The sequence below is a fragment of the Pengzhenrongella phosphoraccumulans genome, from assembly GCF_045689905.1.
GTDB classification, from domain to species: Bacteria; Actinomycetota; Actinomycetes; order Actinomycetales; family Cellulomonadaceae; genus Pengzhenrongella; species Pengzhenrongella phosphoraccumulans.
Genome location: NZ_CP144210.1, coordinates 1,184,082 through 1,206,007 on the forward strand (window position 1 = coordinate 1,184,082; position 21,926 = coordinate 1,206,007).

The 21,926-nt window shown below is 69.7% G+C and carries 11 protein-coding genes; 2 read left to right on the plus strand and 9 right to left on the minus strand.

Going from position 1 to position 21,926, the window contains the following annotated elements:
* Positions 1-17 precede the first annotated feature (17 nt).
* From mfd to VTA80_RS05605, 8 genes are all read right to left on the minus strand, one after another.
* Positions 18-3,692 (minus strand): transcription-repair coupling factor, encoded by a 3,675-nt coding sequence (gene mfd, locus VTA80_RS05570; protein ID WP_407344405.1) that lies wholly within the window; start codon positions 3,690-3,692, stop codon positions 18-20.
* Between the two features lie 149 nt (positions 3,693-3,841).
* On the minus strand, positions 3,842-5,206 hold the full coding sequence (locus VTA80_RS05575; RefSeq protein WP_407344406.1) for a glycosyltransferase family 4 protein: 1,365 nt from the start codon (positions 5,204-5,206) through the stop codon (positions 3,842-3,844).
* A 248-nt stretch (positions 5,207-5,454) separates the two neighbouring features.
* A complete protein-coding gene (locus tag VTA80_RS05580; protein WP_407344407.1) occupies positions 5,455-6,225 on the minus strand; it encodes a hypothetical protein in 771 nt (256 codons plus the stop codon).
* Positions 6,226-6,751: 526 nt separating this feature from the next.
* On the minus strand, positions 6,752-10,354 hold the full coding sequence (locus VTA80_RS05585; protein ID WP_407344408.1) for a fibronectin type III domain-containing protein: 3,603 nt from the start codon (positions 10,352-10,354) through the stop codon (positions 6,752-6,754).
* A gap of 356 nt (positions 10,355-10,710) precedes the next feature.
* Entirely contained in the window at positions 10,711-12,876 is a 2,166-nt protein-coding gene (locus tag VTA80_RS05590) for a phytase (protein ID WP_407344409.1), read from the minus strand.
* A 586-nt stretch (positions 12,877-13,462) separates the two neighbouring features.
* Positions 13,463-15,601, minus strand: a complete 2,139-nt coding sequence (locus VTA80_RS05595) for a fibronectin type III domain-containing protein (RefSeq protein WP_407344410.1) — start codon at positions 15,599-15,601, stop codon at positions 13,463-13,465.
* A gap of 178 nt (positions 15,602-15,779) precedes the next feature.
* Entirely contained in the window at positions 15,780-17,129 is a 1,350-nt protein-coding gene (locus VTA80_RS05600) for an O-antigen ligase family protein (RefSeq protein WP_407344411.1), read from the minus strand.
* Positions 17,126-18,022, minus strand: coding sequence for a hypothetical protein (locus VTA80_RS05605; RefSeq protein WP_407344412.1), 897 nt, complete (start codon positions 18,020-18,022; stop codon positions 17,126-17,128). The genes VTA80_RS05600 and VTA80_RS05605 overlap by 4 nt, the downstream gene beginning before the upstream one ends.
* Positions 18,023-18,147: 125 nt before the next feature.
* On the opposite strand from VTA80_RS05605, the gene VTA80_RS05610 reads away from it, so the two are divergent.
* Both VTA80_RS05610 and VTA80_RS05615 read left to right on the plus strand, forming a co-directional pair.
* Positions 18,148-18,984: a glycosyltransferase family A protein gene (locus VTA80_RS05610; RefSeq protein ID WP_407344413.1), complete on the plus strand. Its 837-nt coding sequence runs from the start codon at positions 18,148-18,150 to the stop codon at positions 18,982-18,984.
* A 66-nt stretch (positions 18,985-19,050) separates the two neighbouring features.
* Positions 19,051-19,954, plus strand: a protein-coding gene (locus VTA80_RS05615; RefSeq protein WP_407341942.1) for an IS5 family transposase whose coding sequence is annotated in 2 segments (ribosomal slippage) — positions 19,051-19,407 and positions 19,409-19,954 — 903 coding nt in all. Because the reading frame shifts where the segments join, the coding sequence is not laid out codon by codon here.
* A 10-nt stretch (positions 19,955-19,964) separates the two neighbouring features.
* On the opposite strand, the gene VTA80_RS05620 is transcribed toward VTA80_RS05615, so the two are convergent.
* On the minus strand, positions 19,965-21,551 hold the full coding sequence (locus VTA80_RS05620; RefSeq protein ID WP_407344414.1) for an ABC transporter ATP-binding protein: 1,587 nt from the start codon (positions 21,549-21,551) through the stop codon (positions 19,965-19,967).
* Between the last annotated feature and the right edge of the window lie 375 nt (positions 21,552-21,926).

A 21,926-nucleotide genomic window follows, 5' to 3' on the forward strand; every position in this document is an offset into this window, starting at 1 on the left:
CTGCCACCGACGGTAGGTCAGTTTCTCGTCCCGACCTTCGCCGCCGCGCCGACGTCGCCACGGATCACCGCGTCGACCAGCTGACGGGCCCAGGCGAGCACCTCGCCACCGTGCAGCGGGCGCCCGCCGAGGCGCGCCGTCGTCGGGAACGGCACGAGGATCGTGCGCAGCGCGGGCTTGAGGATCGTGCCCGGGTACAGCCGCTTGAGCCGCAGCTGCGCGGACTCGGGCAGGTCGACCGGCGCGAACCGCACGACCTTGCCCTGGGCGGTGACGTCGGCGAGCCCGGCCGCGCGCGCCACGTTGCGGAAGTCCGCGACGGCGAACAGGTTCTCGACCTGTTCCGGGATCGGCCCGTACCGGTCGACCAGCTCGGCACGCACCTCGGCGAGCGCCGCCTCGGTCTCCCCCGCGGCGAGCTTGCGGTACGCCTCGAGCCGCAGCCGCTCGTGCGCGATGTAGCTGTGCGGGATGTGGGCGTCGACGGGCAGCTCGATCGTGACCTCGGGCGCCTCTTCCTCGACCTCGCCGCGGAACGTCGCCACCGCCTCGCCGACCATCCGGATGTACAGGTCGAAACCGACGCCCTCGATGTGCCCGGACTGCTCGCCCCCGAGCAGGTTGCCCGCGCCACGGATCTCGAGGTCCTTCATCGCGATCTGGATGCCCGCGCCGAGGTCGGTGTGGGCGGCCATGGTCGCGAGCCGGTCGTGCGCCGTCTCGGTCAACGGCCGCTCCGGCGGGTACAGCAGGTAGGCGTAGGCCCGCTCGCGCCCGCGCCCGACCCGGCCGCGCAGCTGGTGCAGCTGCGACAGGCCGAGCACGTCCGCGCGCTCGAGGATGAGGGTGTTCGCGTTCGAGATGTCCAGCCCGGTCTCGATGATCGTGGTGCACACGAGCACGTCGAACTTCTTCTCCCAGAAGTCCCCGATCACGCGCTCCAGGGTGTGCTCGGGCATCTTCCCGTGCCCGACGGCGATCCGCGCCTCCGGCACGAGCTCGGCCAGCCGGGCGGCGGCGGCGTCGATCGACGCGACCTTGTTGTGCACGTAGAACACCTGCCCCTCGCGCAGCAGCTCGCGGCGGATCGCGGCGGTGATCTGCTTCTCGTCGTAGGCCCCGACGAAGGTCAGCACGGGGTGGCGCTCCTCCGGCGGCGTCGCGAGCGTCGACATCTCCCGGATCCCGGTGATGGCCATCTCGAGCGTGCGCGGGATGGGCGTGGCGCTCATGGAGAGCACGTCGACGTTGGTGCGCAGCTGCTTGAGCGTCTCCTTGTGCTCGACGCCGAACCGCTGCTCCTCGTCCACGATCACGAGGCCGAGGTCCTTGAAGTGCACCTCGCCGGTGATCAACCGGTGGGTGCCGATGACGACGTCGACCGTGCCGTCGGCCAGGCCCTCGAGCACCTCGCGCGACTCGGCCGGCGACTGGAACCGCGACAACGCCTTGACCCGCACCGGGTAGGGCGCGTAGCGCTCCGAGAACGTGTCGAGGTGCTGCTGGACCAGCAGCGTGGTCGGCACGAGCACCGCGACCTGCTTGCCGTCCTGGACGGCCTTGAAGGCGGCGCGGATCGCGATCTCGGTCTTGCCGTAGCCGACGTCGCCGGAGATGAGGCGGTCCATGGGGACCGTCTTCTCCATGTCCGCCTTGACCTCCTCGATCGTGGCGAGCTGGTCGGGGGTCTCGACGTACGCGAACGCGTCCTCGAGCTCGCGCTGCCACGGGGTGTCCGGGCTGAAGGCGTGCCCGGCCGTGGCCATGCGCGCCGAGTACAGCTGGATGAGCTGCGCCGCGATCTCCTTGATCGCCTTGCGCGCGCGGCCCTTGGTCTTGGCCCAGTCGCCGCCGCCCATCTTGTTCAGGGTCGGGGACTCGCCGCCGGTGTACTTGGTGACCTGGTCGAGCTGGTCGGTGGGCACGTACAGGCGGTCGCCGGGGTGCCCGCGCTTGGAGGGCGCGTACTCGATCACGAGGTACTCACGGGTCGCCGCGCCCGCGCCGCGGCCGATGGTCCGCTGGACCAGCTCGACGAAGCGCCCGACGCCGTGCTGCTCGTGCACCACGTTGTCCCCCGGCCGCAGCTGGAGGGGGTCGACGACGTTGCGCCGGCGCGACGGCATCCGCCGCATGTCGCGCGTGGACGACCCCGCCCGGCCGGTGAGGTCGGACTCCGAGAACACGGCGAGGTGCCGCTCGGTGGCGACGAACCCCGGCCCCACGGGCGCCGGCGTCACGAGCACGACGCCGCCGTCGGGCTCCTCGCTGATCTCGCCGACCAGGCGGGCCGGCACGTCCGCCGCGGCGAGCTGCTCGACCATGCGCCGCGCCGGGCCGTGGCCCTCGGTGGTCAGCACGAGCCGCCACCCGTCCCGCTGCAGCGCGCGCACGTCGGCGATGGCCCGCTCGACGTCCCCGCGGTAGCTGGTGACGTCCCGGGCCGCGATGGTCAGCGTCACGGACGCCGCGTCGCCGTCGTCCGTGCGTTCCGGCTGGTCGGGACCCGGCTGGTCGGGGACCGCGGCCGGGTCGAGCCCGAACGCGCTGAGCGTCCACCAGCCCAGGCCGCGGCGCGCGGCGACGTCGCGGACCTCGGCGAACGTGGCGAACGAGGCCGCCCGCAGGTCGATCGGGGTGCTGCCACCGGCCGCGGCGGACGTCCAGGCCGCCGCGAGGAACTCCTCCGTCGTGGCCACGAGGTCGTGCGCGCGGCGCCGGACCCGCTCGGGGTCGGCGACGACGAGCAGCGCGTCGGCGGGCACCAGGTCGAGCACGGCCACCATCCCGCCCGCGAGCACCGGTGCGAGGGACTCCATGCCCTCCACGACGATGCCCTCGGCGAGCCGGCCCAGCATCTCGACCGCACCCGGGAACTCCTCGACGAGCGCCGCGGCCCGCGCGCGCACCTGCGGCGTGAGCAGAATCTCGCGGCACGGCGGAGCCCAGACCCCGCGCTCGGCGACCTCGAGGCTGCGCTGGTCGGCGACCGCGAACCAGCGGATCTCCTCGACCTGGTCGCCCCAGAACTCGACTCGCAGGGGGTGGTCCTCGATCGGGGGGAACACGTCGAGGATGCCGCCGCGCACCGCGAACTCGCCGCGGCGCTCGACCATGTCGACGCGCGCGTATGCGGCGGCCACGAGGCGGTCGGCGACCTCGGCCAGGTCGGCGCGCTCCCCGACGTGCAGCTCGACCGGGACCAGCTCGCCGAGGCCGGCGACCACGGGCTGCAGCAGCGCGCGTACCGGCATCACCAGCACCCGGATCGGTCCGGTCTGACCGGCCTCGGGCGACGGGTGGGCGAGGCGTCGGAAGACGGCGAGCCGGCGCGCGACCGTGTCGCTGCGCGGCGAGACCCGCTCGTGGGGCAGCGTCTCCCAGGCCGGCAGCACGGCGACGTCGTCGGCCGGGAGATAGCCGCGCAGCGCGGCGGCGAGGTCGTCGGCGTCGCGACCCGTCGCGGTCACCACGACGAGCGACCGGGCCCGGGCGTCGGGCGTCGGCAGCGCGACCGGGTTGCCCGACGACGTCGGCCCGGTCTCGCGCGCCCCGGTCATCGCCGCGAGCAGCGGCGGACGGACCCCGGGCGGGCCGACGACGTCGACGGCGCCGCGCGAGCGGACGAGGTCGACCGCCTCCGCGGCCGCGGGGTCGGCAAGGATCGCGGACAACAGGCCGGTGAGGTTCATGCGGGTGAATCACGGTTCCTTCGGGCGACAACGATTCGAGCGACAACGACGCCAGCGCGAGTCACAGCACAGCGGCAGACAGAACGCCCCGTAGCCATCGCGGTACGGGGGAGGTCCCATGGTACGGCGGGGGTGTCGACCCCGTGGTCTCAGGCGATGGGGTGCGGGCCTCGCGCCCGGACGAAGCGCTCGAGCTCGCCGGGGAGCCGGAGGTCGACGTACTGCCGTCCCTGCGGGTCGCGGCCGGGGCCCGGCTCCAGCGGCGCCCGTCGCTCCCGCGCCGGCCAGCCCTCCGGGGTCTCGCGCGCGGGTCGCCGGGTCAGGTCGTCGAAGACCCCCACGTACCGGTCGGCCTGCGGACGCCAGTCGAGGCTCTCGACCAGCCGCACCCGCGCCGCCAGCGAGAGCTCGGTCCGCAGGTCCGCGTCCTTCAGCAGGCGTTCGACCGCGTCGGCGAATCCGGGCACGTCTCCCGACGGGACGTACAGGCCGGTCTCGGCGGCCGACACGCGCGTCTCGGTGAGGTCGAACGAGACCGGCGGGACGGCGTAGGCCATGTACTCCATGGTCTTGTTCATCGTGGAGACGTCGTTGAGCGGCGTCTTGCGGTCCGGGCACAGCCCGACGCTCGCGGCGCTGAGGTAGTCCGCGATCACGTCCGGGCCGACCCGTCCCGTGAACTCGACGTACTCGTCCAGGCCCAGGCGGTGCGCCTGCTCCTTGAGGTCCTCGAGGCAGTCGCCGAACCCGAGCAGCGCGGCGCGCACGTCGGTGTGCCCGCGGTGGTGCACCAGCTCGGCCATGACCTCGAGCACGGCGTCGACCCCGTCCTGGGGACCCATGATGCCGAGGTAGACGAGCAGGTGCCGCCCGCGGTCGGGCTCGCCTCGGGGGTGCACCGGCCGCATGCGGGTGGTGTCGGGCCCGCTGCGCACCACGGTCACGTCCGACGGCGAGCGGCGCCCGCGCTGAATCGCGATCCGCCGGTAGGACTCGTTGGTCGAGATCACGCGGTGCGCGAAGCGGTAGGTCATCCGTTCGAGCCAGACGAGCCCCCGGTACTGCGCGACCTGGCCGCGCGAGCTCGGCTCGCCGAACCGCGACCGGAACAGCTCGGGATTCAGGTCGTGCTGGTCGAAGATGAAGAGCACGCCGCGCAGGCGCCACAGCGCCGCGAGGAGCCAGTAGGTGTCCGGCGGGTTGCACGCCTGGATGACGTCGAACCCCCGCTCGCGTCGCACGACGATCGAGAGCCACGCCGTGCGGATCCACGAGTAGACGAACTCGATGACGAATCCGAGCAGTCCCTCGGCCTGCGGCGCCGGCCGGTACTTGTAGATCGCGATCCCGTCGATCGTCTCGCGCGCGGGGTCGCCCGGGCCCTTCGGACAGATCACGGTGACGACGTAGCCCGCGGCGGTCAGCGCCTGCGCCTCGAGCCACACACGCCGGTCCAGCGGCACCGGCAGGTTCTGGACGATGACCAGCACGTGGGGGGTCTGGGGCATCCGCATGGACCCCACCCTCTAGGCTTCCGGGCGGAACTTCCAGCAAATGGCGATATTTCATACTTCTGCCCGGCCTCTGAGCGGCGACCCTCGGCGCTCGTCCCACCTTGCGAGTACCCCAGGACGCAGGAAGCCGCCCACCGGAGCGTCGCAAGACGCTCTGGTGGGCGGCGAGTCCTGGGTCGCTCAGCGCAGGAGCGCCGAGTGGGCGAACCGTGGTCCGCTGCTACCCGCTACTGGCACGCGATCGCGACCTACAGGTAGCCGTTGGTGCCGGCCCACGAGCTGTTCGTGCCGATGTGCGCCTTGACCCCGTAGCGGAAGTCGTGGCCGAACTTGTTGTTGGAGAACGCGCAGGCCGCACCGGTCGTGCCGCCGCCGCCACCGTTGACGGTGTAGTTGCCACCGTTCATGTAGTTGTTCTCGACCACGCAGTTCCGGATCGTGCCGTTCTCCTCGCCGAACTGGAACGACGCGTTGCCCTTGATCCCCGAGGTCGGGTTGTAGGCCAGGAGCGTGTTGTGGCGGAGCACGATGTTCGACCCACCGGTGGACTGGATGACGTCGGTGTGGTTCGAGCCGACCTGCACCAGGTTGTGGATGTAGGAGTCCTGGATCGTGACGCTTCCGCCGGAGATCCGCGGGCCCTCAGCGACGTTCCAGATGTTGACTCGCAGCAGCGTGTACTTGTTGTAGGCCACGGCGGGGTTGCCCTTGCCCTGACCGTTGATCTCGGTGTCCTGGATCACCAGGTTCGCGCCGTTGTTCCGGACCGGGATGGCCCCGGTGTTCATGATCCGGGAGTTCTTGATCGTCACGTTGTCCGCCGAGACGGTGACCGTGCCGGTGATCAGCAGCCCGTCAATGACGGTGCCGGCCTTGGTGATGGTGATCGAACCGGACTTCGTGAGCACCTTTCCTGCCGGTACTCCGGTCGTGGTCGCGTCGGGATAGGCGACGCCCGCGTTAGAGAGAGCGGCGAGTGGTGTGGCTGCTGCCGCACTCCCCGCAGCCGCGATACCCATCAGGCCCCCACCGAAGGTAACGGAAACCAACAATGCCACGAATGGCAGCGAAGAATGCTTTGCTTTGTTGCTGACGGCGAAGTGCATGAGAGGCTCCATTGGGTGACGCCCGAGTAACGGGATCACTTCCAACTTTGCAGGACTCATGCGGACGAATTGTGTCGGTGCTGTGCCAGGGATGGGCAGGTCAGGGCCACTTATGTCCGAGTTGTCACACCGGCAACAGTTTGTGACAGTTCGTTTCGCGTCCGCGCGGACCCGGGCCAGGACGTGGCTCGCCGGCTCGACGATGCCCAGGTCGCCCGCTCGGACGGGCCAGCGAGCCACCCCGTAGCAGCGTCGGGTCGACTGTCACCTCAAGGGCAGAAAGTCGCAAAAAGGCCTGATGCGAGGTTGGTGAGGTCACGGGGAATGTGACTACGAACTGATCTCAGTGCTTTGCGCCGAAAATGCACGCCAATCCCCGGTCCCGCGCAGGTCAGCCACACAATTTCAGGATGGCCCAGCATTCGCGAGAGGCGAGGAATCAGCTCCCCTGGGTCTTGAGGGCGAGGGTGGCGACGATGCTGGCTGCGGACCCGGACGCGATCGAGGTGAACGGCCCCGTGCTCGTCTGGGTCTCCAGGGTGTGCGTGGTCATCTGCGAGGACCCCGAGTTGGTCGCGAACGTCCGCTCGACCAAACCAGCCCCTTGCGTGAACGTCGCGATCCGCGCCGTGGCGAACACCCCCACCACCATCGACCCCGCCGGCGCGACGACCGCGGGCGCCGTCAACGTCGACCCGCTCGCGCGAACCACCCCGGCGTGGGCGAGCACCGGGTTGACCGGGTCGATCCCGCCATAGGCCAGCACCTGCACCACCGTCGAGATCGACCGCGCCACCTTGAACGACCAGCTCGCCGGCCCACCAGCGCCCACCGTCGTGGTGTACACCGCCTGGCGCATCGTGGTGGACAGGTTGTCGTCGCTGCGCACCAACGTCCACCCCGCGGGCGCCGTGATCACGACCTGGCCCCGCATCGAGACGACCGCGACCAGCAAATCACCAGCCACCGCCCCTACCGGCAGCGTCGCCGCCGCCGACGTCCCGCTCACCGTCGACGTCGTCGCCGCACCATGGAACGCCGGCACGCTGACCGTCACCGGCGTCGTGGTCACACTCACCGCCACCGAGGGCGCCGACGCGTTCCCGGCCGCGTCCACCGCGACCACCGAGTACGCGTACGTGACCCCCGCGCTCAACCCCGAGTCCGCGAAGGACGTGCCGGTCACCGTGGCGACCTCGACACCCTCACGCAGCACCCGATACCCCGTCACCCCCACGTTGTCCGTCGAGGCCGACCACGACACGTCCACCGACGTCGACCCCGACGCCACCGCCGACACCCCCACCGGCACCGACGGCGCCACCGCATCCGGCGGGACCGGCGTGCTCACACTCACTGCCACCGAAGGCGCCGACGCGTTCCCCGCCGCATCGAAGGCGAGCACCGAGTACGCGTACGTCACCCCACCGCTCAACCCGGAGTCCGCGAACGAGGTCCCGGCCACCGTGGCGACCACGCCACCATCACGCAGCACCCGATACCCCGTCACCCCCACGTTGTCCGTCGAGGCCGACCACGACACGTCCACCGACGTCGACCCCGACGCCACCGCCGACACCCCCACCGGCACCGACGGCGCCACCGCATCCGGCGGCGGGCTCACGGGGCCCTGGGTCTTGAGGGCGAGGGTGGCGACGATGCTGGCTGCGGACCCGGACGCGATCGAGGTGAACGGCCCCGTGCTCGTCTGGGTCTCCAGGGTGTGCGTGGTCATCTGCGAGGACCCCGAGTTGGTCGCGAACGTCCGCTCGACCAAACCAGCCCCTTGCGTGAACGTCGCGATCCGCGCCGTGGCGAACACCCCCACCACCATCGACCCCGCCGGCGCGACGACCGCGGGCGCCGTCAACGTCGACCCGCTCGCGCGAACCACCCCGGCGTGGGCGAGCACCGGGTTGACCGGGTCGATCCCGCCATAGGCCAGCACCTGCACCACCGTCGAGATCGACCGCGCCACCTTGAACGACCAGCTCGCCGGCCCACCAGCGCCCACCGTCGTGGTGTACACCGCCTGGCGCATCGTGGTGGACAGGTTGTCGTCGCTGCGCACCAACGTCCACCCCGCGGGCGCCGTGATCACGACCTGGCCCCGCATCGAGACGACCGCGACCAGCACATCACCAGCCACCGCCCCTACCGGCAGCGTCGCCGCCGCCGACGTCCCGCTCACCGTCGACGTCGTCGCCGCACCATGGAACGCCGGCACGCTGACCGTCACCGGCGTCGTGGTCACACTCACCGCCACCGAGGGCGCCGACGCGTTCCCGGCCGCGTCCACCGCGACCACCGAGTACGCGTACGTGACCCCCGCGCTCAACCCCGAGTCCGCGAAGGACGTGCCGGTCACCGTGGCGACCTCGACACCCTCACGCAGCACCCGATACCCCGTCACCCCCACGTTGTCCGTCGAGGCCGACCACGACACGTCCACCGACGTCGACCCCGACGCCACCGCCGACACCCCCACCGGCACCGACGGCGCCACCGCATCCGGCGGGACCGGCGTGCTCACACTCACTGCCACCGAAGGCGCCGACGCGTTCCCCGCCGCATCGAAGGCGAGCACCGAGTACGCGTACGTCACCCCACCGCTCAACCCGGAGTCCGCGAACGAGGTCCCGGCCACCGTGGCGACCAGGCCACCATCACGCAGCACCCGGTAGCCCGTCACCCCCACGTTGTCCGTCGAGGCCGACCACGACACGTCCACCGACGTCGACCCCGACGCCACCGCCGACACCCCCACCGGCACCGACGGCGCCACCGCATCCGGCGGCGGCGTGGCGGCCAGGTCCAGCTGGGCGAAGTAGTAGTGCGCGCGCGCCTCATCGGTGGCCAACGCCACCAGACCGGTCGCGGCGGTGACCGGGTCCTTGGCCGTCGAGACGTTGTTCAGCAACGCCCCGGGCCACGACACGAACGGCTGCCCCAGACCCGGACCGAACGCGATGTTCGTCAACGGCGCGTGCTTGTAGTAGATGACCCCACCCGCCGTGGGCGACGTCATCAACACGTACAGCTCGCGGTTGGTCGCGTCGATCACCAGCTGCGGGCGCGTCATGCGGTCCCCCACCGTGCCCGCCACCGCCGAGGACCAGGTGCCGTCCGCAGCCCGGCTCAGCACCATGATCAACGGATCGCTCGCCGGCCCGCCCGCGCCGTCTCGCGAGGTCTTGACCGCAGCGAAGATCCGACCGTTGTCGTCCACCAACGACTTGAGGTTGATGTGATCGTCGGCCAGGCTCGACCCCGACAACGGCGTCTCCATCGTCCAACCCGTATCCGCGCTCTGGTCATCGGGGTGCACCGCGAAACGCATCGCCACGCTCGCCTGATCCGACCACATGATGCCGATCTTGCCCGCGAAGGCCACGATCGCCGAGATGTCATCGGCGGCCACCGACGTGTCCGGCACCGGCACCTGCACCGGCGTCGACCACACCAGGTCCGACGTCGTGCTGTTCGAGACCCACACCTTCGACAACGACGTCCACGTCACCCACAGGTGCCCCAACGAGTCCCGCGCGATCGACGCCGACTCCGAGCCCGCCGTGGTCGGCGACACCGGGAACCCAGCATCGATCTGCCACAACCCCGAGGCCGGCACGAACGACATCCGCACGACCTCCATCGCCCCCGTGGCGACCCGGCTCGTGAGATAGATCTTCCCGCCATCAAGAAGCACGTCCGCCGTGCTGGCCGCCCGATCATCGACCACGACCCCGGTGTCCGACCACGTGTGATTAGCCGCGAGCTTGTGCACCGTGATCGGCCCCGCCGGCGTGCGCATCACCGCCCACCACGCACCCTGCGCGTACCAGAGCTTGCTCTGCGGCTTGTCCGCCGACGGCGCCACCCCCGCCACCGCCGCATAGCTCGGCCCGGGATACGTCACCGGAACCGCCGCCGACGCCGGCGCAGCACCCACCGTCAACAACCCCACCACGACCACCAACGACGTCAACCACGCCGACAACCGACCGACGATGCGAGGCGACCCCACGCGGTGCTGAGCAGACATCAAGGACCCCTACGTCTCGAACGATGGACCTCCAGCTCCCGACAGGAGCACTCCCGAAAGGGGAAGGGTATGCCCAATGTCCACAAATGAACTGTTGGTCCGTAATCGTCCCTTGCGTGGAACGCGCCAGGCAAGCGAGATTCACCCGGCAAGCGGGTGATTCGGCCCGAGACCGGGTGAATCTGCGACGCGCGTGAGCGGGCCGACGACGTCGCGGGCCGCCCGGCGCGGCACCGGCCGGGCCACGACGGCCGCCGCCCACGGAGGCGTCGGGGGACGCTTCCGTGGGCGGCGGGACGGTTGATCGGATCCGTTCGGAGGGGTCGTGATCCCGGCGGATCGTCAGTCGGTGTCGACTACAGGTATCCGTTGGTGCTGGCCCACACGCTGGCCGGCCCGAGGTTGCCCATGATCCCGTAGCGGTGGTTGTGCCCGAACTTGTTGTTGTAGAACGAGCACGCAGCACCGGTCGTGCCGCCGCCACCACCGTTGACGGTGAAGTTGCCACCGTTCATGTAGTTGTCTTCGACCAGGCAGTTGCGGATCGGGCTGCTCTCCTCGCCGTACTGGAACGACGCGTTGCCGATCAGGCCCGACGTCGGGTTGTAGGCCAGGAGAGAGTTGTGCCGGAGCACGATGTTCGACCCACCGGTGGACTGGATGACGTCCGTGTGGTTGGTGCCGACCTGCACGAGGTTGTGGATGTAGGAGTCCTGGATCGTGACATTCCCGCCGGAGATCCGCGGGCCCTCAGCGACGTTCCAGATGTTGACGCGCAGCAGCGTGTACTTGCTGTAGGCCACGGCGGGGTTGCCGTTGCCCTGGCCGTTGATCTCGGTGTCCTGGATCACCAGGTTCGCGCCGTTGTTCCGGACCGGGATGGCCCCGGTGTTCATGATCCGGGAGTTCTTGATCGTCACGTTGTCCGCCGAGACGGTGACCGTGCCGGTGATCAGCAGCCCGTCGATCACAGTGCCCGGAGTGGTGATCGTGAGCGACCCCGACGCCTTCAACACCGTGCCGGCGGGAACGCCGGTCGTGGCCGCGGTCGGGTAACCCGCGACAGGAGTCGGCGTGGGAGTCGGCGTCGGAGTCGGCGTCGGCGTCGGGGTCGGCGTCGGGGTCGGCGTCGGGGTCGGCGTCGGCGTCGGCGTCGGCGTCGGCGTCGGCGTCGGGGTCGGGGTCGGGGTCGGGGTCGGGGTGACAATTCCGAGCGTCAGCGTGTTGGCCGCGATCGCTGCGGAAGTCCCGACCGTGTTCCGGGCCGCCGCCGAGTACGCGTAGGTCCTGTTGGTGGCGAGGGAACCGGAGGTGCGGCAGGGGGTCGTCATGACCCACTGCACAGTCGTCGACCCGAGTTCCGTGAAGACGTACGAGGTTGCACCGACGACGGCATCCGCGCACACCTTGATGTGCGAGGCGTCAATGGCCGTGGCCACGACCTTCGCCGGGGCTGCCGGAGCGGTCGGCGTGGGAGTGGGCGTCGGAGTCGGAGTCGGCGTCGGAGTGACCCCGCCCAACGGTCCGAACAGCAGGCCCGCGTCGACGTACTTGAAGTTCGAGACCGAGGCGCCCGAGTTCGCCGTGTCGTGCACGACGAGCAGTCCGTTGGGGTAGAGCGGGCCCATCGGAACGGTGGCGATGGCGACGCCGTCGGTCCCGGTCACGGCGTCGACCGTGCCGCTGGCGCCGACGGTGAACTGCGCGCGATGCGCGTAGGGGGGAGCGAGGTCGTACACGGCGAACCGCGAGTCACCCTGCGACGACGCCACGATGTAGCTGCCGGTGGGCGTGTAGGCGATCGTCAGACCCTCGACGTCCGCGGCGAGGTTCGGCCCCGAGACGAGGTCGACCGTCGTGCGGCTGGTGCCACCGGTCGGTTCGGCCGAGTAGCGGTACAGGCCGACGTCCTCCTGACCCAGGAAGACGGACTTCGACGCGTCATCGGCGACGCAGCCCTCGGACTGCGAGGTCGTGCTCATGTCGCGCACCTTCACGCCGGTGACGGCCGAGCCCACCGTGAGCTTGAACTGGTCGAACTGGCCCGAGCTCGTCGTCGCCTCGTTCACGAACGCATACAGCGCGCCGTCGACCGGGCTGGTGTACAGGCAGGCGCCATATGGCTCGAACGCGGTAGCGGTGGAACCCGCCGCCGTGAGCTGCCGCGTGGTCGGGTTGAGGAAGAAGTACCGGAGCGTGTTGTCCGTGCGGTTCGAGGCAACGACCACCACCTTGCCCCCGACGGTCCGGACGTCGACGTTGTTCAGCTCGCCCCCCGCGAGGAGCTGAAGCTGCTTGCCGGCGAGGTCGTAGACCGCGAGGCCGCCACCCGTGGCGGCCTTCTTCGAGCCGATCACGACAGAGAGGCTCGCGTCGGTGGGGTTGACCCAGATCGCCGGGTCGTCCGCAATGTCACCGGTGCCCGAGGCGAACGCCTGGGTCTCGGCCTTCGCCGGGATGACTCCGCTGGCCGGGTACGTCACTGCGACCGCGGCGGAAGCCGCGACAGCAGCACTTGCCACACCGCCAAGGCCCCCGGCGACGGAAACCGAAACAAGCAGTGCCAGTAATGGCAATGCCGTGCCATGCTGTTTTTTCTTGCTGACGGCGGACATGAGGAGCTCCATTGGGAGAGACCCGAGTCAACGGGATCACTTCCAACTTTGATCGCCTCATGCGGATGAGATGTGTCGGTCCTGTGCCAGGATCGAGCAGGTCGAACTCGGTTTTGTCCGGTTTGTCATCCGCGCAATAGATCCGCGCAGATTTCGATAAGTCGGGCCCATCGTTGCCGCCATTCGCCAATGATCACACCAATTCTGGGCCCCTGGCCGTGAGTCGACTGCTCGATGCCTGCAGCACGACGAGGTCGTGGGCGTCGCACGTCAGATCGGCAAGGGTAGTAATCCGTCGCCTGGGAGTTCTCGAATGCAGACGAGACGAGAATGATGCCGCGGGTGGTTTCTCCCGGACTAAGATCAGCACCAGCAATGCGTGCGCAATGTCGGAGCCAGCGAATATAGATTGCGCCGGGCCGCATGAATGCCTTTCACCGGTGCATCATCGAGCGAACAATCCACCGCAGTGCCGTCTCGCCGGTCCCGACAGTCAGCCCTGCGGACGCAGGGCAAGGGTCGCGGTGATGCTGGCGGCGGATCCGGTCGCGGTCACCGTGAGCGGACCGGTCGTCGGGCTGGTCTCGTCGGTGCTCGTCGTCAGCCTCGACGACCCGGAGTTGGTCGCCTCCGTCCGCTCGATGAGATCACCCACCGGCGTCAACGACGTGGCCCGCGCGATGGCGAAGACGCCCACCACCACAGAGCCCGCGGGAGCCGTCACGGCCGGCGCGGTCAGGGTGCTCCCCGCGCTCCGCACCTGAGCGGCGTGAGCGAGCACCGGCGCGGCAGCATCCACGCCGCCGTACGCCAGCACCTGCACCACCGTCGAGATCGACCGCGCCAGCTTGAACGACCTCGAGGCAGGAGATCCCACCCCGACGGTCGCCGTGTAGATCGCCTGACGCATCGTCGTCGACGTGTTGCTGTCGGTACGCACCAGCGTCCACCCCGCCGGCGTCGTGATGGCGACCTGGCCCCGCATCGACACCACCACGACCAGCACATCACCGGTCACCGCCCCCACCGGAAGCGGCGCCGTCACAGACGAGCCGCTGGCGGTGGACGTCGTCGCCGCGCCATGGAACGACGGCGGGCCGACGACCGGCCCCGGCATCGTCACCGTCGCCGGCGCAGAGGGCGCCGAGGCGTTTCCGGCGGCATCGAACGCCACCACCGTGTAGGCGTACGTGCCCCCCGGACTCAACCCCGAATCAGTGAGCGTGGTCCCGGTCACCGTGGCGACCACGCCACCATCACGCAGCACCCGATACCCCGTCACCCCCACGTTGTCCGTCGAGGCCGACCACGACACCACCACCGACGTCGACCCCGACGCCACCGCCGACACCCCCACCGGAACCGACGGCGCCACCGCATCCGGCGGCGGCGTGGCGGCCAGGTCCAGCTGGGCGAAGTAGTAGCGCGAGCGCGCCTCATCGGTGGCCAACGCCACCAGACCGGTCGCGGCGGTGACCGGGTCCTTGGCCGTCGAGACGTTGTTCAGCAACGCCCCGGGCCACGACACGAACGGCTGCCCGCGCCCCGGACCGAACGCGATGCTCGTCAACGGCGCGTGCTTGTAGTAGATGACCCCGCCCGCGGTCGGAGACGTCATCAAGACGTACAGCTCGCGGTTGGTCGCGTCGATCACCAGCTGCGGGCGGGTCAGGTTGTCCCCGACCGTGCCCGCCACTGCTGAGGACCAGGTGCCGTTCGCGGCCCGGCTGAGCACCATGATCAGCGGATCGGTCGCCGGCTCGCCCGAGTCGCCACGCGAGGTCTTGACCGCAGCGAAGATCCGACCGTTGTCATCCACCAGGGACTTGATGTTGATGTGGTCGTCGGCGAAGTTCGGTCCCGACAACGGCGTCTCCATCGTCCAACCCGCATCCGCCGGCTGGTTGTCGGGGTGCACCGCGAAACGGAACGCCAGACTCACCTGGTCCGACCACATGATGCCGATCTTGCCCGCGAAGGCCACGATCGCCGAGATGTCATCGGCGGCCACCGACGTGTCCGGCACCGGCACCTGCACCGGCGTCGACCACACCAGGTCCGACGTCGTGCTGTTCGAGACCCACACCTTCGACAACGACGTCCACGTCACCCACAGGTGCCCCAACGAGTCCCGCGCGATCGACGCCGACTCCGAGCCCGCCGTGGTCGGCGACACCGGGAACCCAGCATCGATCTGCCACAACCCCGAGGCCGGCACGAACGACATCCGCACGACCTCCATCGCCCCCGTGGCGACCCGGCTCGTGAGATAGATCTTCCCGCCATCAAGAAGCACGTCCGCCGTGCTGGCCGCCCGATCATCGACCACGACCCCGGTGTCCGACCACGTGTGATTAGCCGCGAGCTTGTGCACCGTGATCGGCCCCGCCGGCGTGCGCATCACCGCCCACCACGCACCCTGCGCGTACCAGAGCTTGCTCTGCGGCTTGTCCGCCGACGGCGCCACCCCCGCCACCGCCGCATAGCTCGGCCCGGGATACGTCACCGGAACCGCCGCCGACGCCGGCGCAGCACCCACCGTCAACAACCCCACCACGACCACCAACGACGTCAACCACGCCGACAACCGACCCACACCACGACGTGTGGCCACACTCAGCTGAGCACTCATCAAGGCCCCCTCGAACGATGGACCCCCGGCCCCCGAGCACCCCGAAGGGGCCGGGCCCGACGTGTGTCCGCGCGCGAACCGTTGCCCAAAAATCGTCCCACGCAGCGTCGCGCGCACAAGTCGGACCGCGCACCGCGCAACCGGGTCACCGCATCTGCTCCGGGAGCCCCCGAAACGGTCAGACGCCGACGTCGACGGATTCGCCCAGGACGCGCTCGAGCGGCGTCGGCAGGGTGCGACCGCGTTCCACCCCGGCGTGCCACAGGGCCCCAGCGATGCCCGCGAACAGGAAGAGCACCACGGTGATCTGGGCGAAGCTGAACAGGTCGAAGAACGTCGCGGAGATGGCGATGGCCGCGACCCCACCCGCGATGGCCTGCGCGCGCGACGCCGCCTCGGGGGTCGTCGCTCGCAGCACGGCACCCCGTGCGCTCGCTATCACGGCGAGGAAGAACAGGATCATCGCGATGACGAAGACCACTCCACCTTCGACCATCCCCAGGAGGTACTGGTTGTCGAGGAAGAAGTACTCCTCGGGTCGGAAGGTGCCGAGGCCGTGGCCGACGATCGGCGACTGAGAGATGAAGGTCGAGAGCGCGGCGTAGTCCTGGGTCCGCCCCGTGATGCTCGGGTCGTTCGCGGCGCCGCCGAAGATGCTGCGGACCGCACCGAGGAGACCCGGGATCGCGGCGCGCAGCAGGACGAGCCCGACGAGCGCCAGGACGAGCGCCTCGAGCCGTTGGCGGGTCGAGAGGACCACCGCGTAGACGGCCATGGAGATGACGACGACAAGAACGCCCGACCGGGACACCGACAGCGGGATGGCGAGCAGGAGCACGAGTGAGGCAAGCCCCGCGTAGATCCGATGGCGGCGGGTGGAGGCGAACCTCGCGAAGTGGATCGCGACCGGGATCACCGACCCGCAAATCACCCCGAGCTCGATCGGGTGCGCCGCAGCGCCCTTCACTCGGATGAACGAGCCCCGGATGCCCATCCCGCCGATGTTGCGGGCGACCATCCCGGGCAACTGGAGGAGGTGCGCGACGTCGAACGCCGCGACGGACTGCGCGACGGCGAAGGTGGCGCTGATCGTGGCCCCGATGACCAGCCCGACGAGAAGCTGGTCGCACCGGCGCACATCGGCCAGAGCCGCCACTCCGAGGGCCACGATGATGAGCGGGAAGATGACAAGCGCCGCGCGGGTCTGGCCCGCGGACTCGATGGGCCCGAGCGTGTGCATCCCCCCGGCGGCGTACGCGCAGACCGACGCGGCGAGGAGGATCCAGCAACCGACCTCGGCCGGCGACACCCGCTGCGGCTGGCGCCGACGCGCCACCCACCCGAGCACGATGGCGACGGCGATCCAGAACGTCAGAAGGCGGGCCGGCCAGCCGTTGGACTCGAGAGGCCCGCTGAAGATGAGGGCCGAAGGGACCACGAGGGCCAGGACTGGGAGCGCCAGGAGCGCAACCCACGGCCCCTCCGGCTTGGGGCTGCGGTGCTGCGGTGCCTGGTTCGGCCGAGTCACGTCTCGCGGGTTGCGGACGTGCGGGCGTGCGGCACGGACGCGGAGCCGGACCCGGGCTGCCAGCGCGGGTCGCTGGGATCGTCGTCGAGCAGGGAATTGACCTGCCCGGCGGGCGTGATCCGCCGCTCGGCCGCCGTCGCAGCGTTCGCGGCGGACGGGTTGCTCGCCTCCGGGTCGAGGCCGAGGAGCTGCTCGGCGTCCGCACCGGTCGCTGTGGCGGGTTCGACGGGATCGGGCGACTCGGGATCGGACCCGTCTGCCGGCTCCTCGCCCTTGCGGCGCGAACGCAGCGCGGCGTCCACCGCCACTGCGAGCAGCGCGGCAAGAGCTGTCCCGATGACGAGCAATGCTCCCGCCGTGCGCCACCGGCTGGGGGTGATGTCGGTCGCGTCGCTGGCCGGTACGGCCGCCGCAACGAGGTAGCGCTTCGCCGCCGGGGCGTCGGCCACTGCCTGGAACTCGTCGAGCACGACACGAGACGCGGTGGTCACGCTGTCGAGAGTGCCGAGGACCGCGGCCGGGGAGGCCCCCGTCGCGTCCACCGTGATGATCGGCTGCGCCTGGGCAACCGTCGAGGCGAACGTCGAGGAGTCGTCGGGAGCCAGACCGAGACGGTCGCGGAACGCGGAGCTGTTGATGTTCTTCGAGAGCACGGCGGCGGCGAGCTTGGGGCCGCCCGAGCCGGCATAGGGGTTGTCCAAGGTCGGCGTGCTCTCACTGGCCGGCGCGCCCGCCACGGGCTGGCTCGGCAGGATCACGATCGACGTCGACGCCGTGTATTGCGGTTCTACCTGCTGGTAGGCCTGCATGGCGAAGTACCCCGAGATCGCGAGCACGGGCAGCACGACGTACCAACGCCGCAAACAGGTGCCAAGTATGGTGAACAAGTCCATGCGGATACCCTCCTCGGTTTTGGCGAGATTAGCCCATGATGTAGGCACCCGTCCTAGTTTGCGGCCCCGGTTCGACCGCAAATCACCCGCTTGGCACTCACAGATCGGGGTACACCATGCCCGCGGTGACCGATGTTCTGATGATCACGTACAACAGTCCGGAGCGCGTGCGGATCTCCCTGCCGCACCTCCTGTCGACGTGCGACGAGAACACGCGGGTGTGGTTGTGGCACAACGGCGACGACACCGAGACGCTCGCCGCGGTCGAGGAGCACGCGCACGACCCCCGGGTCCACCGCTTCCACCACAGCCGCGAGAACGTCCGGCTCACCGAGCCCACCAACTGGTTGTGGGCCGAGTCAGACGGCACCTTCGTGTCCAAGGTGGACGACGACTGCCTGCCGGAGCACGGGTGGATCGAGCGCCTGCGGGACATGCATGCCGCCGTCCCGGAGTTCGGCGCGATCGGCAGCTGGCGGTTCCTCGACGAGGACTTCGTCCCCGCGCTCGCCCTGCCCAAGATCCAGACCTACCCCGGCGGCCACCAGCTGCTCCGCAACCACTGGGTGCAGGGCAGCGGGTACCTGCTCCCCCTGGCGAAGGTGCGCGCGCAGGGCCCGCTCCGGACCGGACAGTCCTTCACGCAGTACTGCATCGCGCTCGCCCGGGCGGGCGCCGTGAACGGCTGGGCGTACCCGTTCATCCACGAGGTCAACCTCGACGACCCGCGCTCTCCCCAGACGCTGTTCGCGACCGACGCCGACCTCCTGCTCCGCATGCCGCTCACGGCCCAGGCCCTGGGCATCCGGACCGTCGCCGACTGGGCGCAGCAGGAGCACGAGTCTGCGGTCGCGGTCCAGAAGGCATCGCTCGACCTGCGCCAGTACTCCGGCTGGCGCGCCAAGCGACGCGGCCTGCGGCGCCGCGTCGAGCACGTGGTGCGCGGCCGTGGGAGCTGGTAGCGAACCGGGTCTCGACTAGGGCATGTCTCCTAATCTCCGTTTGGTGCTCGTTGGCATGCTGTCCGGGTGAGTCGCTACGCCGTGTTGTCAGATGAGCAATGGGCTCGAGTCGAGCCGTTGCTCCCGTCGTCGGAGGGCAAGCAGTCGCGCCCGTTTCGCAACCATCGTCAGGTGGTGGAGGGGATCGTCTACCGGTACCGGACCGGGATCGCGTGGCGGGACCTGCCACGTGAGCAGTTCGGACCATGGCAGACGGTGTGGAAGCGGCACCGCCGGTTCGCCGGGGACGGGACCTGGGACCGGGTCCTGGGCGCGCTGCTGACGCAGGCCGACGAGGCCGGGGACCTGGACTGGACTGTCTCGGTGGACTCCACGATCAACCGGGCCCACCAGCACGCCACGAACACCAAGCGCCCCGAGAACGCCACAGGGGGCACGATCGAATCACAGGAATCGGACCGGCGAGCTCAGTGAACCTGCAGGTCACGGGATCGGGCGCTCTCGTGGCGGGCTGTCCACGAAGATCCACCACGCCGTCGACGGGCGCGGGCGACCGCTCGCGGTGATAGTCGCTCCCGGGCAAGGACACGACGGGTCGATGCTCGCGGACCTGCTCGCCGAGATCCGGGTCGCGCACTCCGGGGCCGGCCGCCCCAGGACCAAACCGGTCAAGGTCCTGGGCGACAAGGCGTACTCCTCGCGGGCGATCCGCACCCTGCTGCGAAGGCGTGGGATCGTCTCGGTCATCCCCGAGCCGCGTGACCAACGCGCCAACCGGGCGCGCCGTGGCTCACGCGGCGGACGACCAGTGACCTACGACCGGGTCACCTACAAAGGCCGCAACGTCGTCGAACGTTCCTTCGCCCGCCTCAAGCAATGGCGCGGCTTGGCCACCCGCTACGACAAGCTCGCCATCGTCTACCGCGCCGCAGCACTCCTGGCAGCTGTCATCACCTGGCTACAGGATTAGGAGACATGCCCTAGGCGCGTGGTTGGCGGCGGGTGATCTCGTTGACTTCGCGGTAGAAGTCGTTGTCGAGCAGGAGCTGGGCGGGTTTGTCCATGGCTTGCAGGTGGCCGGCCACGATGACCATGACCCGGTCGCAGATCGAGACGGTGGTCAACCGGTGCGCGACCAGGAACAGCAAGACCTCCCCGCGCAGCGTGGCCAGGGACTCCTGGACCGCGGCCTCCGAGCGCACGTCCAACGCACTGGTGGGCTCGTCCAGGATGAGCACGTCCGGGCGCTCGGCCAACGCCCTGGCCAGGCACAACCGTTGGCGTTGACCCCCCGAGACCGCCGCGGCCCGCTGACCCACGATCGTGTCGTACCCCTGCGGCCAGGACATGATCTCGTCGTGGATGTGCGCGCGGCGCGCGGCCTCCTGGACCTGGGCGTCGGACAGCTGCGGGCGGTAGAACCGGATGTTGTCCGCGACCGTGCCCCACAACAGCTGCGGGGTCTGGGGCACATAGGCGACCCGGCGACGCCACTCGGCCCGCTTGATGTCCCGCGCATCGACCCCGTTGATCAGCAACGCACCCTGCTCCGGGTCACGCAACCGCAACAACAGCTGCACCAGGGAGCTCTTACCCGCCCCCGAGGGACCCACGATCCCGATGGCCTCACCCATCGACGCCTCGAACGTCACCGAGTCCAGCACCGTGGTCCCGGGCACGTACGAGAACGACACGTCCTTCATCGCCAGGTGCTCGATCGCCGGCAGCGACTGGGTCCCGTCCTGCTGCGGGTGACCCGCATAGTGCGTGATCGCGTCCCCGACCCGGTGCATGAACGGCAACAGCTCATCCATCGCCGAGATCGACGCCTGGATCTGCTGCCCATACGTCAAGGACCGCACCAAGATCAGCACCACCGCCCCCAACGCCGCGATCTGCCCCGACCCCGCGAACGAGACCACGATCAACGCGACCATCAACATCACCAACGCCACCGACTGATACAACGCCGGCACCGCCTTGGACATGAACCGGGTCCGCAACAACGGACCCCGCACCTCATCGATCAAGTGGTAGAACCGGTCCCTATACCAGTCCGTGGCCCCGAACACCTGCGTCTCCTCCGCGAGCAGCACCACCTCCTGCATGCCCTTGGAGTACTCGATGTTCTCCGCGCTCAACGCCGCCGACGACCGCCGCAACCGCCGCGCCAACGGCCGCAACAACAAGAACAACGCCCCCGAGGTGACCACCAGCACCACCGCCGTGGGCACGCTCAGCACGAACGCCGAGGCCAGCATCGTGGCGAACATCAACGACACCGAGATCCCCGTGGCCAACGCCACGATCGCCTGACACGCACTGGTGATGTGCGTGTTCATCAACGACTGGAAATGCCCGTCCCGCTCCACCGACTTCACCGGCCACGACGCACCCGTATACGCATCGAACAACCGCCGCCGCAACCCCGCCATCGCGTTCGCGCTCATCTTCGCCGGCAGATACGCCAGCACCATCTGCAACCCACCCCGCGCGAACGCCAACGCGAACCCCACCACGAACAACGTCCCCAACGACGCCGTCATCCCCACCGGCCCCAGATCCACCGACACCACCTGCGACCCCTGCGACAACGCCCCGCGATCGCGGCCACCAACGCCAACAACGCCGCCTCAGCAAACCCCGCCACCACCGACACCACCGCCAACAACCCCACCTGCCACCGCGACCCCGCAAAGAACGGCGACACCCGCCGCCACGCCCGCCGCGCATCACCCACCACCACCACCGGCGACCGCCGACCGCGCGCACCCGAACGAGGACCCGTCACGACCAGCCTCCTCACCGAACAGGACCTCATGGTTGAGAGGTACCAAGGATTCACCGACGAACACCGAGGCTAGCCGGAGACCATCGCCGTCTCACTCCGAACGCCGATCTAGTGTGGGCGAAATCTCCCTGTTTACCCCCCCGATGCGCCC

What these genes read in the sequence shown, in the direction of transcription:
- VTA80_RS05595 (WP_407344410.1), bottom strand. Translation starts at nt 15,601, where the DNA reads ATGAGTGCTCAGCTGAGTGTGGCCACACGTCGTGGTGTGGGTCGGTTG.
- VTA80_RS05585 (WP_407344408.1), bottom strand. Translation starts at nt 10,354, where the DNA reads ATGTCTGCTCAGCACCGCGTGGGGTCGCCTCGCATCGTCGGTCGGTTG.
- VTA80_RS05580 (WP_407344407.1), bottom strand. Translation starts at nt 6,225, where the DNA reads ATGGGTATCGCGGCTGCGGGGAGTGCGGCAGCAGCCACACCACTCGCC.
- mfd (WP_407344405.1), bottom strand. Translation starts at nt 3,692, where the DNA reads ATGAACCTCACCGGCCTGTTGTCCGCGATCCTTGCCGACCCCGCGGCC.
- VTA80_RS05575 (WP_407344406.1), bottom strand. Translation starts at nt 5,206, where the DNA reads ATGCGGATGCCCCAGACCCCCCACGTGCTGGTCATCGTCCAGAACCTG.
- VTA80_RS05605 (WP_407344412.1), bottom strand. Translation starts at nt 18,022, where the DNA reads ATGGACTTGTTCACCATACTTGGCACCTGTTTGCGGCGTTGGTACGTC.